Genomic DNA, 13,895 nt, shown 5'->3' with positions numbered 1-13,895 from the left:
AGCAAGCGTGCACCAAGACTGCAGCTCACATGACTCAACAAAAAGGAATATTATGATGATTGGATGGATACTATTAGCTATATTTGTGGCCTTCTGTGTAGTGATCGCGCTCTGGGTAATGGGCGTTTACAATGGCCTCGTCACTTTGCGCAATCGTTTTAAAAACGCCTTTGCCCAAATCGATGTGCAATTGAAACGTCGTTACGACTTAATACCTAACTTGGTTGAAACGGCAAAGGGCTATCTATCGCACGAACGCGAAACGCTGGAAGCAGTCATTGCTGCACGTAACGGAGCCGCTTCTGCTGGACAGGCTGCTGCGAGCGATCCAGGCAACCCAGACGCCATAAAGAATCTCATGGGCGCAGAGACTGCGCTGACAGGCGCGATGTCAAAATTCTTTGCATTGTCGGAATCTTATCCCGACTTGAAGGCCAATCAAAATATGATGCAGCTCACCGAAGAACTGACCTCCACGGAAAACAAGATCGCATTTGCCCGCCAAGCCTACAACGACGCGGTCATGACCTATAATACAAAGCGCGAAGTCTTCCCGGCAGTCCTCTTCTCTAGCACACTCGGATTCCGCGAAGCACAGCTATTCGAGATCACAGAAGCACAGGAGCGTGAAGCCGTAAAAGTCAGCTTCTAAGCGAACTGCAAAGCTCTCACAATGGATTTTTTCGACGCCCAAGAACTGGCGCGTAAACGCACGCGCCTAATGGTGCTACTGTTCGCGATGGCTGTTCTGAGTATCGCTATCGCGTTATATGCGGTGGTGGTCTTTGTCATGGAGAGCGGACTCTCTGATTCAAAGGCTCAAGTCGGCACGCCCATGATCTGGTGGCAACCGGAACTGTTCTTCGGCACATTTGCGGCGGTCTGCGCCTTAGTGGGCACTTGCTCGCTCTACAAGATCGCACAACTACGCTCGGGCGGTGGCTACGTGGCGCGTTCGATGGGCGGCAGCCAAATTCAGCAAAGCACACAGGACCCCGACGAGCGCAAACTGATGAATATCGTCGAAGAGATGTCCATTGCCTCGGGAGTGCCGATGCCCGAAGTCTATCTACTGCCAGAAGATGGGATCAATGCCTTTGCGGCTGGCTTCAGTCCTGCCGACGCAGTTGTGGCAGTCACACGCGGTTGCATGCGCAGCTTGAATCGAGATGAGCTACAAGGCGTAGTCGCGCACGAATTTAGCCACATTTTGAATGGCGATATGCGCCTAAACATTCGCTTGATGGGAGTGCTGTTTGGCATTTTGGCCATCGCCGTGCTCGGGCAATTCTTTTTCAGAAGCACCGCACGCGCCAGCCTATTCAGCGGTGGTGGCCGTCGCCGCGACAAAGACGGCGGTGGAGCCGTGGTCGCAATTATGCTGATTGGCTTAGCCGTAATGGCAATCGGATACATCGGTGTATTTTTCGGTCGATTAATTCAAAGTGCGATTTCGCGCCAACGAGAGTTTCTGGCAGACGCTGCGGCCGTACAATTTACTCGAAACCCCTCAGGCATCGCAGGGGCATTAAAAAAAATCGGCGGCGCGCCCCTCCACGGCAGCATCGCCAATGCTCATTCGCAAGAAACTGCGCACTTTTTCTTTGCCAATGCACTCAAATCAAGAAGCGTGCCGCTATTTGCCACCCACCCCCCACTCGAACAACGGATCAGCGCTATTGAGCCCAATTGGGATGGACGCTTTGTCAAAACTGTCACACGCAGCAAACGTTCCAGCAACGCGCACAAACAACCGAAGCCACAGACGTCCCCCACCCAAGCGCATGACTTCATCAATAGTATTGGGCAAGTCAGCGCAGCTGCCATTCTCAGTGCAGAGCAAATACATGCTCAAATTGCTCAAGATTTGGATCGCCTACACCAAAGCCCAGAGGCCGCCGCCGCAGTTTTGCTGGGCTTGCAAATCACAGCCAGCGCCAGTGCAGACGATGTCCCCCAATTACAAGTCATCAAATCGCGAGTCGATGGCGCGGCGTACCGTGAAACAGAAGCTTGGTTGCCACGCCTGCGTGCATTGAACTTGAACCAACGCTTTGCTCTGTTCGAACTCGCGCTTCCGATGGCAGCGGCAAAAGGTATCGATGGATTGGCAGCCCAAGCTGATTTAATACGTGAACTGGCGCATAGTGACGGCGCAATCGAACTCGAAGAACTCGCCTTACTGCGCGCCGTCGCAACTTATGTGCGCACACGCCGCAGCCCTTCGCGGCAGGTAAAACCGCTTCCGCCGGCACAGCTGGAAATGCCACTTTGCGTATTACTCTCAGCCATTAGCTATACGGCCGCAGTTGAACCAGAGGCGCGCGAGCTAGCCTTCCGAGCCGGCGCACGCAAATGCGATCGCTACCTATTGAAGCAATCCATTCTATTACCGGAAGAGGACATCAGCTTCGATGCCTTAGAGGCAGCATTAGACTTACTGGTCAACTTGCCCCTACCTCAGAAAAAGGTGATCTTCGAGGGCGCACTCGCAGTCGTATTGGCCGACGGGAAAGTGGCCCAAGAGGAGCTCAGTCTAGTGCATGTCATATCAACTAGCCTCGGCTTACCCATGCCACCGCTCGTCTGTGAGTAATGCTTTAAAGCTCAGTTTAAAAGTGAATATTTCACGCTCACTCTGAATCCAAATTTAAACTCGAAGTATATTTGAGACCGATCAGGCCCGACGAAATACGAGATTGCGCTTCAACCGCCGACAACTTGGCTAGTAACTATGTCCGAAAACGATACACCCTTCCTCTCGCCCTCTCAAAAACGTATCGTCGCAGCAGGTGGGACAGCATTGGCGACTGTTTTCCTCGCATGCACGGCCTACTTTCTATTCGCGCTACTGCGCGAGTTAGTCACGCAATTCAAAGACGTCCTCTTACCACTCGCCATCGCAGCCATCCTCGCCACTCTACTGCGCCCCATCATCACTCTCTGCGAAACCAAGACACGCCTCAATCGCGTCGGCGGTATTATTCTACTCTTCGCGCTCGTTTTAATGACACTCGTGGCGATCGCCGTCTTTGTCGTCCCACCAGCCCTCGACAACGCAGGCGACTTTCTCAAAGCAGCCCCTGGTATGCTCACTCGCCTGTTAGAATCCGCCCAAGGCTTTGCCCCCTCCATCTGGGAGTGGCTGACTGAGCAACTAGGCGAATCGCCGGACGTCTATTTGATGAATTTCTTAGAAGGCAACACGGATCTATTAAAGCAAGCGCTAGCGCACGCTCAATCATCCGCAGGCTCAATGCTCGCATTTCTAGGCAGTATCTTTGGCAAAATCGCCGCCTATTCAATCATCCCCGTTTACCTCTTTTTCATCCTAAATGGCGATCGCAACATCTGGAAAGACATCGACAAACAACTTAGCTTCCTTCCCGAAGAGCGCAAAAAAGACCTCGTATTTCTAGCCAAGCAATTCAGCCAAATACTTGTTTCATTTTTCCGCGGACAAATCATTATCGGTCTCTTACTTGGCATCGTTTTAGCCATTGGCTTCGGAATCGTGGGCCTTAAATTTGGCCTCATACTCGGCATAGTGCTCGGTTTACTCAATATCATACCCTATCTCGGTACCATGCTCGGAGTCGTCACCGTATTGCCCATCGCCTATCTACAGGACGATGGCGGCGTCGGCCTCATCATCGCCTGTGCCGTAGTGTTTATAATAGGTCAGCTATTGACCGACTACGTATTCACGCCCCGCATCATGGGGGATAAAACAGGAATGGGCCCCATGCTCATAATATTCTCCGTCTTCTTCTGGGGCGCTGCCCTAGGCGGACTCCTAGGCATGATCCTCGCAATCCCCCTCACCGCCTTCTTCCTGGTCTTCTGGCGCCTCGCACGGGAAAAATATTTACCCGCCCTGACCGCTAAAGAAGAAGAATTAGAGTCTTAAAGCCGGTTGCCTCATCCAAACACCTGCCTTCGCAGCCCCTGAATCACAGCCAAGCCACCCCAATCACCACGCATCGCATTCACCTTCGGAGGATGCTTACGCCCACGCTCCATTTGCCACGCACCCGCAAAGCCACGCACAAACTCAGCCGAGCCCAGAATCGCACCGTCGGTAAAATAACGCACCCGGCAGCGCAGCATCACCGATTTCGGTAATTGCCCGCCCTCTTCATTCAGCACCTTCAAAGCAGCCGCACGCTCCACCTCAGACAGGCCAGCATCCGCCGCTCGCTTACCAAAGATCAACTGACGATGCTGCATCAAGGCCTCTGCCAAACCAGCTCCCGACGACAAGTGGTCACTCCAAACATGCAACAAACCAGCTCGACATCCCACCCGAGCTTCCACCTTCGACTTGGAGTCTTCTGTGCCCCCTGAGCTCACAGAGCCAAGCGAGGCCACCGCCTCCGCATAGCCACAGAAGCGATAATCCTTCGGATCTTCTGCCAAACCGGCCCGAACCGGATTCAAGTCAATATACGCGGCCATCGTTTGCAGCGCGTTCCCCTGCCCCTCAACCAGCACCGATTTAAAACGGTCCGCCCACAGAGTGCCATAGCGCTTATGATTACGATTAAACCAGACTGAAAAGCGCTGCTTCACCGCCTTCATATATTCAGAGACATCGCCCATGCGCGCCAATAATTTCGCACGCAACTGCTGCGCCTCCTCAGAGTCCGCTTGCAAGTGAGAGCGCAGCACCTTGACCGAATCCGCCTGATACTTGGTAGGCTTCGGGTACAGCACCTGATAGCGGCGCATCAACTCAGAATCATCCACCTGCTGACGATCCGGCACACGCAAGAGCACGTGAAAGTGATTCGACATCACACAATAAGTCAGCACCTGCACCCCGCAAAAATCCGCCACCTGCCAGATCATTTTACGCAGCATCTCCTTCTCACGATCCTGGAACAAGCGCTCCCCATTCACAACCCGCGTCATGCAATGATAAACCGCATCCTGCCCATGGACCTTTTTGCGACGAACCTTCATACTCCCCACTACCATCGGCATTCTCTCAACTAAGTCAACCTAATTCTTATAGCCTGGTTATTAATATGGAAGGAACTGTGCTTATTGATTGAAAAGCCAGGGCATCGCGAACTAGATGCTTCTCATGACAGATACTCTAGCACCTTTTGCGCGGCCTGATGGTCGCGCTGTTGACCAACTTCGTCCGATTTCTTTTGAAACTGGTATTGCTCCACACGCGCTGGGCTCAGTTTTGGTGAGCTTTGAAAAGACACGTGTGATTTGCGCGGCTTCGGTGGACGAGCGTGTGCCCGGTTGGATGCGAGCGCAAAAAGTTGAAGGTGGCTGGATGACTGCGGAGTACCTCGATGCTGCCCTATAGCACACTGGACCGTAAGCAGCGTGATATTAGCCGCGGAAAGGCAGACGGTCGCACCATCGAAATTCAACGTCTGATCGGACGTTCGCTACGTGCGGTCTTCGATCTCAAGAAATTGACAGGCAAGACGATTTGGATCGACTGCGATGTGCTGCAGGCCGACGGTGGCACGCGCACGGCCTCAATTACGGGCGCCTACGTGGCGGCACAGATCGCAGTGCAAAAGTTGATCGCGGACGGCAAACTGAATGAGAATCCGTTTGTTGATTCCGTGGCGGCGGTCTCTGTGGGTGTTTTCCAAAATACGCCGATACTGGACCTGAACTACGTAGAGGATAAGGACGCCACAGTGGATGCGAACCTTGTCATGACTGGCTCTGGTAAATACGTGGAAGTCCAGAGCTCGGGCGAAGAGGCTACTTTTGATCGCGATGAAATGAATACTTTGCTCGACCTGGGCGCTAAGGGCATCGCAGAAATCAATCTGCTGCAAGAAGCGGCAATCGCTGAAGGCTTGAAGGCTTGATAGCTACAAGCATGAGTTTTTTAGTTGTTGACAGGATCCAGCCGCCGCTCAGCCGAATACAGAATTGAGCAGATCGAGGCCCATCTCGATGTCGTCGCGACGTTTTTCATCCTTGGTCTTTTTCTTTTCTTGAGGCACGGCATCGAGCTCCTGGCCTTCGGTATTTTGACCGGGAATTAGCGTGTTGCTTGGAGTCGTCGTTGGGGTCTTCTCTGATTTACTGAGCGCGCTGCGTGCAGCGTTGTTTAAAAGGTCTTTGAGTGCACTTGTATTGGGATCGCCTAAGCTGCCCCCTATTTTAATATCTTGGTTCCAAGTGCGGAAGCCATCGGCGTTTGTATTCGGCCCGAGTAGCTGTAATGTTTCGAGGTAGTCGACTAAACGTCCTTTGGCGCCTAAGCCTAGCGTGAGGTCGAGCGGTTGGCTGAGGACTTCGCTCAGGCTACTGGCGGCAATAACGCCTGCTCCATCAATCAGAAGATTATCACCGACAAAGCGGAGCTCTGGAATGCGAACTTTCTTGTCCTGTTCCCGGCTAAGCTTGAGCGTGAAGTTTGAAAATTTCATATTCTTAAAATATGGAACTGCTTCGGCCATTGCGGTGATGCCGGGGCGATTGAGGCTCTGGCCCAGGATACTGGCTCCAATTAAGCCTAACTGACTACGTTCATCCAGCTCGAAGGCGGTCAACACCCCTTCACGCCCCGACACCAAGAGATCTGCTTCCGAGTCCTCAAATGCCTGTTCCAAACTCTCCCCTGCACCAGTTAGGTTGAAATGACCATCAAAGAGCCCCTGAACGGGGAAACTGCCGGAGCTTTTCTTGGAAAAAATGGCTGGGTCGAAATTTTGAAAGCTCAATGCGCTGCTCACTCGATATGCATGCTCCGCATTCGGGTCGAAAGCGACCTGTGCACTTCCATCCAAGCTGCCTCCTTGCAGATTGGCCTCTAGGTCGCGGACTGCCAGTAAGGCTTCGGATATTTTTGCTGAGGCATTCACGCCGGTAATGGTGTGACCAGATTGCAGCGTGATCGCATCCAGTTTGATGCCTACTTCACCATCGAGATCCGCCCAGGCTGGACTTTGCGACATTGTAGACTCGCGATTGGATCCAGTGCGAGTGGGCGTAGTTGCGACGGGGGAAGTGGAAGGAGGCAAAGCTGGCGACTCACTCATATTTGAACTGTTTGTCGCAGTGCCTCGGGACTGTAATGCCGCCAATAGCAGGTCGATATCGGCCTGTAAAATACGCGCGCCAGTCAGATCGAGTTTGAAGGTCATGGGCTGCTTTTCGAGCTGTGCTTGACCAGCCAATTGTAAGCTGGTGCTCGGCTCACGTTCCGAGCCAGCCTGAAAATTTGAGCCGATCACATAGCTGCCACTTCCATTTTGCTTGAGTTGTGCCGCCAAGCGATAGTCCTGCCTAGAGCCGGGTAGGTCGCGAGCACGTAAACCGATAATCTGAGCCTGTAATTGTGCGGGATACTCGGCCTCGCCATCGACCTCGATATTCACTCGGGCTTGCCCCGCAAGCACACTGGCCATGCCGACGAGTGCAGGTTGCTGCAGAAGCTCAGATAAACCGATATCGAACTGAGCTTTAGTTTGTAAACCAGCGAGCGGGGACGCATTCGCACTCGGGCTTTTGTAGCCACTGGCAGTTCCGCTAATGACCGCACCATAGCGGTCGAGTAATTGAAACTCATCTAAATCAAAGTGTAGGGTCTGGTCTGCGTCGACCCGAACGATGGGATTCATTCGCAAGCTAACTTCGTCTAACAATGCTCCCTGATTCTGATAGAGCGAGAAAGGACCGATTTGCAGCGGAGAAAGTGTTTTCACTTCGAGCGCGCCATGGCTCTGGCCAGATAAGACAATTTGAGCCGAAAAGGGCTCACCTGAAACTTGCAATCCATTGCTCAACCAAGGGTTCAGCCAAGTTAAGGGTAAATGAATCAAGTCCACCTGCATCAACTCACCTGTAAACTGCTGCTCTCCACCTAAGTTTAAGCTTTGCTTGAGTTTAACTAAAGCAACTGTGCTGCCCTTGGAGGCGGCATTCAAGTCGGCAGTCTGCAATGATAAGGCATTACCTGCTGCAGTCGCCTGGAGCTCACCACGTAAGGACAGTCCTTGCAGTCCGATCAATTCAGGCGCAAACACTTCGGGCTGTGGCAAGTCCGCGCTAAAGTTGAGAGCAATGCTCGCAGATTTCTCAAATCCGTTGATCGACAGCTCCAATGTTTGCGAGACTGACAGCAAATCTCCCCCGTTGACATCACTGCCAGAGGTTTGCGACTCGACACGCACTTGCTCAAAACCGCCGGATTGCTTTTGAGTAAAGATCAGGCGCGCATGCGAAGCGAAATCCTTAAGCCCGCCTTGTAGCACTTGCTGCGACTCCAACTTGAGTGTGCTCTCGACCGTCGTCTGCCGTCCCGGTGCAAGCGAGTCTGATTTCAGATCAAAAACATAGCGATTTCTGGACGCATCGATCAATGCCCCATTGAGCTGCACAGAATCAATATCGAACAATAAACTGAGGTCCCCGAGATCGTACAGCGCATCGAGGGGCGATTGCGCCGATGCTGTAGCCGACTCCGGAGTTTCACTCGAAGCCGCGGGTGCACTAGGAGCGCTGCCCGCAGTCGGTGATTCGCTGGGCGCGGTTGCCGCAACAGCTTCTGGTAATTTAACCACTAGACCATCAATCTGAAGCCCGCGCAGTTCAATCGTATCGTTGAAAAGCGCCGCAACGAGAGAGAACTGAGAATAAAGCCGGTCTAGCTTAGCGGTGGTGCCATCCTCCAGCCGTAAATTTAAGTCGGTCAATTCCAGACTGCCAGGCGTCACCTGTACAAACTTAATTGAGCTTCCGGCTGGAAGTTGGCTCTCTACCAGTTTCTTTTGAACAGCTGGTCGCGTTACGACGAAGTAGCCAAGCCCCACGGCGATCACGAGAAACACGAACAGGGCGAGAAAAATACGAATCAGGGTTTTCATAGTATAAACAGTTAGCTGCTGATACTATATCTGTCATTCACTCAGGCGCAAGGTTCCTCAGTGAAGTATTAAGCTTTATCCAACTGGTAAAACAATAAGCCGTTGAGAGCCAGCGCATGGCCGATCTTAAACTCACGCACCCACTGCATCACGGTGGCTTCAGGTAAAGCGCGCACCTCGATCTCCTCGTGCTCATCCCAATCGGTACCGCTCGCACTAAGTTCTACGTCCTCCGCCAAAACCACATGGCAGAAATTATTTAAAATAGCCGGATTGGGACGCGCACGGCCGATCAAGCGTCCACTCTTAGCGGCGTAGCCCGTCTCTTCTTGCAATTCACGCAGGCCAGCAGTGACCACATCTTCACCGGCATCAATGATGCCACCGGGCAATTCCCACGAGAGTTCATCCGAGCCCCAACGAAATTGCCGGATCAGCACCAGCTCGCCCGCCACCGTTCGGGCAACAACGATCACCCAATCCCGTGAATCGAGATAGTAAAAGTCGCCCTCCTTACCTGTTTTAGGATGACGATAGCGGCGCTCACGCAAGTCCCAAACCTGACATGCATTGAGCAAGCGATCATTCACGATCTCCCATCGCGGCGGCTCCTGACCAGAAAGGCTAGCAGTCATTAGTTCGCCGGGATGGTAATTTCCTGCCCAATACGCAGACGCCGAGGGTCGGCATCAGGATTCGCAGTCAGCAAGGCATCGAGGCTCACTCCCTTGAGGCTTGCGATTTTGGCAAATGTGTCACCGGACTGAATTTTATAGATCGCCCCCGCTCCATGATTCTCAGCAGGCTGTGCCTGCTCCCCCTCCGCACTCACGGAATCGGTAACCGCAGGAGCCGCGGAAGTCGTCGCTGCAGAGCTAGGACGAGCTGAAGCAGCGGGACGCACCCCGGTACTGGCTAATTCGCTCATTTTTTGTGCAAGCTTAATGAGTTCATCTCGATTGGACTCCACACCAGAGCCAGCTTGATTCGCCAAGCGAAGCGTTTGAGAGCTCTCGCGCCCCAGGCGCTGGATGGTCTCCTTAAGCTTCAGATTTTGAGCCGTCAATTCATCGATTCGCGTATCCAGACTTGCAAGTTGTTTATCAATACGAGCGGCCGCACTGCTGCCCTCATCGACCGACTCGGTCAGAGGCGTAATCCGCTGATTGGCATTCAGCCCAAAATACAGGCCCGCACCACCGAGGACAATGGCGAGCAAAGCAAGTGCAAGTGGCACCATTGAGGCACCCGTAGGTTCGTTATCTTCTTCCATAAAACACGCACGCTAAGTGCTTTCGAGCGAGTGGCAAGCCAGCGTTATCGGGCAGATTCACTACAAAGACGCGATTCGTATCACTTCCATACAAAAATCTAGCCAGTTCCAACGAAACTCTCCAACGTACGCACGATGGAAAAATCCACCCCCAAGCACACACGTAGACTTCGGCGCAATATGGCGCTGCTGTTGATCCCTGCGGTCTTTTCAGCTTTGGCGGTCTATCTACTCTGGCACACTCACCCAGAGCTCTCCTATTGGTTGGACCTGTTGGACCAAGGACACACCTTGCTTGAAGCGAACCCATGGGCACTGATCGCAGGTACTCGCCACCTTGCCGGGAATCGGCTTTCCAAGCAGCCCGGTATTGATCCTTTTCGGCGTAGTGCTGACACCGCGCTATGGAATACCAGCGACCTTGGCACTGGCAATCAGCGCACAAAGCCTGTGCAGCATTTGGACCTACGCATTGGCCGCGGGCCCTTTACGCGACCTACTCACGCGCTACGTATTACGCCATCGTGAGCTACCAGAAATGAGCGATGGCAACGCACTGCGCCTGGGTTTGATTATGCGGCTCACCCCAGGCATCCCCTATGCCTTACAAAATATCGTATTAGGCATACTAGGCATGCGCCTTCGCCCCTACTTACTGGTCTCCATCCCCACAACCAGCCTGTGGACCGCTGGCTTCGTGGTCACCGGCGGAGCTATATTCAAAGGGCAAATCGGCTGGGCAATCACTGGCATTGTCGTTTTAATTGTGCTCATTCTTGCCACACGTATGTGGAGTCGAAAGAATACTGAGAATGTTGGATAACTTACTCACACCTCCGGCCGGTCAAGTAATCAAGGTCACGGCTCTCACACGTCTGATTAAAGCTCAGCTAGAAGATAACTTTTCGCGAGTTTGGGTTCAGGGCGAAGTCTCCAACCTGCGCAAGCAAAGCTCCGGACATATTTATTTCTCACTCAAAGATGCAGGCAGCCAACTCCCCTGCGCGCTCTTCGCCCGCGATGCAGCCCGCCAAAGCTTCGAACTAAAGGACGGCATGGAAGTGCAGCTATTAGGCGACATTTCAGTCTTCGAACCACACGGCCGCTATCAATTGATTGCAAAAGTCGCCATTCAAAGCGGTGAAGGCCGCCTACAAATGGAATTTGAACGACTAAAGCGCAAGCTCGCCGCCGAAGGACTCTTTGCCTCCGAGCGTAAAAAAAGGCTCCCCGCATTACCACGCAAGATTGCGGTGATTACCTCCCCCACTGGCGCTGCAGTACGAGATTTCCTACGCATACTCCGGCGACGCGAATTTTCTGGTGAAGTCGTCATTTTTCCCGCAAAAGTCCAGGGCAAAGGGGCCGCCGAGGAAGTGGCTGCAATGTTGCAACATGCAGCTGCCAGCCCAGGTTTTGACCTGATAGTTCTCACACGGGGCGGTGGTAGTATCGAAGACTTGTGGGCCTTTAATGAAGAACTGCTCGCGCGGGCAGTGGCCGCATGTCCATTGCCAGTCATTTCAGCAATTGGCCACGAAATCGACACCGTATTAAGCGATTATGCCGCCGACCAACGGGCCGAAACACCCTCTGGCGCAGCCGAGCTCATCTCTTCACTTTACATCGAAGCCGTCGCTCGCCTAGAAGATGCACACAGCGATTTAAACGCGTGGATAGACAATTATCTGTCAGAATACCGCACCCGTCTACGAGATTTCGATGCACGCATGCGTATCATCGCCCCCGAGCGTAAAGTACAGCACTTTGGTATGCAGCTCGATGACTTGGAAAACCGCCTCAGTCGCAATTTATCGCGGCGTATAAGCACCGAACAGCAAGCACTCGCAAAATACGCTCAACGGATCGCAGAACAACACCCGAAAACAAGACTCGGCATCGCCGAGCAAAACCTAGCCAATTGCGCCCGACGCTTGCAGCGCGCAACTTCACTCGCCGCAGCCCACAAACAGGAAAAGATCCACACCCTGCAACATCGCCTCAACAACGGAAGCTTACAGGCCACATTACAACGGGGCTACGCCGTCATCCAAAACAGCGAAGGAAAAATCATCGACCGAGCTGCTCTCGCTAAAAAGGAAGCTAAACTAAACGCTCGTTTCCATGATGGCGAAATTTGGCTCAAAACAGACGTTTAATTAAGCAATCCACACCTGTAATATACGAGAATCACTTGATAGTAAAATTTGGCCTGAACATGTATTATGCTTAAATGCCCGCATCCAACAGTAGTTTAAGCCTACACTTCGAGTCAGACATCGGAGGATTTCGCGTCGAACCGGACACAGAAATCGAAAACATCTTTACCCTCAGTTTTTTCTCCACCAACCAACAACAAATCGAACTTAATAAATACTGCTCAATCAGTGACGCACTCTCCGCAGTCGCACAGCAGCAAACAGGCTTCGCCCAATGGGATCAACTCCCTCCTGAACAGCTCCCTCACCGAGTCCACAATCTTGCTAGTTGGAAATTTTCACAAAAAGAAGGAACATTCCCCCACGCCGCATGTTCTTAATAGGCATACAATCTTTTTCATTGAGTTAGTTAGGGGTTATTAGGTTAGTGAAAGGTCCGCTTCTGAGCAATCGGGGGCGGGCCTTATACTTTTCCGCCTTTTGTAAAAGCTCAACCAAAGACCAAAATAGGCTTTGCCTGCGAATCAAAAGCTGCAAAGTAAAAGCTCCCTTAACTATGAGCGAAGATTCCAAAGAGAGCCCTCCCGTCAAGCTGACACTCTCGCGTAACCTGAAAGCGAAGACTGACCCCAAGGCCAGCAGTACCACCAAGGCCGAGCCAGCCAAAGCGCCTCCCGTGATGAAATTAAGGCGCTTGTCAGAAATGCAGGAAACTGCCGCTGAAACTAGTACAGCCTCCGCCGAAGCTTCCATTCCCCAGACGCCTCAAAAGGCTCCGGAAGCTCCACAGACAGCCGCAAGGCCAGAAACGGCAAGACCCGCGTTTGACCCCAGTAATCCTTTTGGTAATAAAATCCAAGATACCGAAATCAAAACGCCGGCCAAAAAAGCGACGATTCAGCCCCCCAGCCAGCCACGACCGCAAAGTATCCAGAGCAACAAGAGCGAAAAGCCGATACTGGACCCGAAATCCGGTGCCATGGTGGAAGAAGCCATCCACTCTTTAAATACTGCCGAAGAACAAAATAACTCAAAGCACAGCATACTTCCAAGTATCATCGTCATCCTAATATTGCTACTCGTATTGAGTGCCGCAGGATACGGCTTGTGGAAAATCCTTCAGACTTCAAGCGATACCGAGGAGCCAGCAGCTGTCTCCCTCCCAAGCGCCCCCACCCCAACAAACTCGCCCCAGTCCAATAATCCCATCGAAAAGGCAAAGGCCACAATCGCCACACTTCCTATAGCCGATATCGACACGCTGACCGGGGCCTCGACAGAGGCAACCATTGACAGCGACTCCGAAATCGCCTCAAACAATTCCGAATCGATAACAAGCGCCCAGCCCCCGAACACCTACGCAGCTGACAAGCAAGCAAGCGAACGAGACAAGCAAGCCGCATCTGACTATCTCTCCAATATTCACATTGGCGGTGTTCGACAGGGCTATCGGCCAATGATTATAGTTGATGGCGAACGGTATAACGTCGGCGACGTCGTACAAACCGAAACGGGTCTAAAATTCGAAGGGCTTCGTGAAGGGCGCCTGGCTTTTCGCGATCAAAACGGAATCGTATATCTTAAAAGCTTCTGATTGCACTCTCAGTA

General features: G+C 52.6%; 12 protein-coding genes and 1 pseudogene. 9 read left to right on the top strand and 4 right to left on the bottom strand.

Annotated elements, in window-relative coordinates:
* Positions 1 to 55 precede the first annotated feature (55 nt).
* The 3 genes from SH580_RS17935 (at position 56) to SH580_RS17925 (ending at position 3,910) form a co-directional block, all read left to right on the top strand.
* On the top strand, positions 56 to 652 hold the full coding sequence (locus SH580_RS17935; RefSeq protein ID WP_345785453.1) for a LemA family protein: 597 nt from the start codon (positions 56 to 58) through the stop codon (positions 650 to 652).
* 21 nt (positions 653 to 673) lie between these two features.
* Positions 674 to 2,596: a M48 family metallopeptidase gene (locus tag SH580_RS17930; protein WP_319832195.1), complete on the top strand. Its 1,923-nt coding sequence runs from the start codon at positions 674 to 676 to the stop codon at positions 2,594 to 2,596.
* A gap of 138 nt (positions 2,597 to 2,734) precedes the next feature.
* Positions 2,735 to 3,910 (top strand): AI-2E family transporter, encoded by a 1,176-nt coding sequence (locus SH580_RS17925; protein WP_319832194.1) that lies wholly within the window; start codon positions 2,735 to 2,737, stop codon positions 3,908 to 3,910.
* A gap of 11 nt (positions 3,911 to 3,921) precedes the next feature.
* Here the strand turns inward: SH580_RS17925 and SH580_RS17920 are convergent, their stop codons facing one another.
* Positions 3,922 to 4,965, bottom strand: a complete 1,044-nt coding sequence (locus tag SH580_RS17920; RefSeq protein ID WP_319832193.1) for a transposase — start codon at positions 4,963 to 4,965, stop codon at positions 3,922 to 3,924.
* A 124-nt stretch (positions 4,966 to 5,089) separates the two neighbouring features.
* Here SH580_RS17920 and rph point away from each other — a divergent pair.
* Positions 5,090 to 5,849, top strand: a pseudogene (rph, locus tag SH580_RS17910) (ribonuclease PH).
* Positions 5,850 to 5,897: 48 nt separating this feature from the next.
* On the opposite strand, the gene SH580_RS17905 reads toward rph, so the two are convergent.
* The 3 genes from SH580_RS17905 to SH580_RS17895 all read right to left on the bottom strand — a co-directional run bounded on the left by SH580_RS17905 (position 5,898) and on the right by SH580_RS17895 (position 10,128).
* Entirely contained in the window at positions 5,898 to 8,855 is a 2,958-nt protein-coding gene (locus SH580_RS17905) for an AsmA family protein (RefSeq protein WP_319832190.1), read from the bottom strand.
* A 68-nt stretch (positions 8,856 to 8,923) separates the two neighbouring features.
* Positions 8,924 to 9,490, bottom strand: coding sequence for an NUDIX hydrolase (locus tag SH580_RS17900; protein ID WP_319832189.1), 567 nt, complete (start codon positions 9,488 to 9,490; stop codon positions 8,924 to 8,926).
* Positions 9,490 to 10,128: a LysM peptidoglycan-binding domain-containing protein gene (locus tag SH580_RS17895; protein WP_319832188.1), complete on the bottom strand. Its 639-nt coding sequence runs from the start codon at positions 10,126 to 10,128 to the stop codon at positions 9,490 to 9,492. Before SH580_RS17895 ends, SH580_RS17900 begins: the two co-directional genes overlap by 1 nt.
* A 135-nt stretch (positions 10,129 to 10,263) precedes the next feature.
* Between SH580_RS17895 and SH580_RS17890 the strand changes: the two genes are divergently transcribed.
* From SH580_RS17890 to SH580_RS17870, 5 genes are all read left to right on the top strand, one after another.
* Positions 10,264 to 10,656, top strand: coding sequence for a hypothetical protein (locus SH580_RS17890; RefSeq protein WP_319835040.1), 393 nt, complete (start codon positions 10,264 to 10,266; stop codon positions 10,654 to 10,656).
* Complete coding sequence (locus SH580_RS17885) at positions 10,538 to 10,951, top strand: VTT domain-containing protein (RefSeq protein ID WP_319835020.1); 414 nt, start codon at positions 10,538 to 10,540, stop codon at positions 10,949 to 10,951. The genes SH580_RS17890 and SH580_RS17885 overlap by 119 nt, the downstream gene beginning before the upstream one ends.
* A complete protein-coding gene (gene xseA / locus SH580_RS17880) occupies positions 10,941 to 12,287 on the top strand; it encodes an exodeoxyribonuclease VII large subunit (RefSeq protein WP_319832187.1) in 1,347 nt (448 codons plus the stop codon). The genes SH580_RS17885 and xseA overlap by 11 nt, the downstream gene beginning before the upstream one ends.
* Before the next feature lie 74 nt (positions 12,288 to 12,361).
* Entirely contained in the window at positions 12,362 to 12,667 is a 306-nt protein-coding gene (locus SH580_RS17875) for a hypothetical protein (RefSeq protein WP_319832186.1), read from the top strand.
* A gap of 176 nt (positions 12,668 to 12,843) precedes the next feature.
* On the top strand, positions 12,844 to 13,881 hold the full coding sequence (locus SH580_RS17870) for a hypothetical protein (RefSeq protein ID WP_319832185.1): 1,038 nt from the start codon (positions 12,844 to 12,846) through the stop codon (positions 13,879 to 13,881).
* Positions 13,882 to 13,895: the final 14 nt, after the last annotated feature.

It is taken from the genome of Coraliomargarita algicola (assembly GCF_033878955.1).
GTDB classification, from domain to species: Bacteria; Verrucomicrobiota; Verrucomicrobiia; order Opitutales; family Coraliomargaritaceae; genus Thalassobacterium; species Thalassobacterium algicola.
The sequence above is the reverse complement of the archived record's forward strand: the minus strand, read 5'-3'. Positions and strand labels throughout refer to the sequence as shown.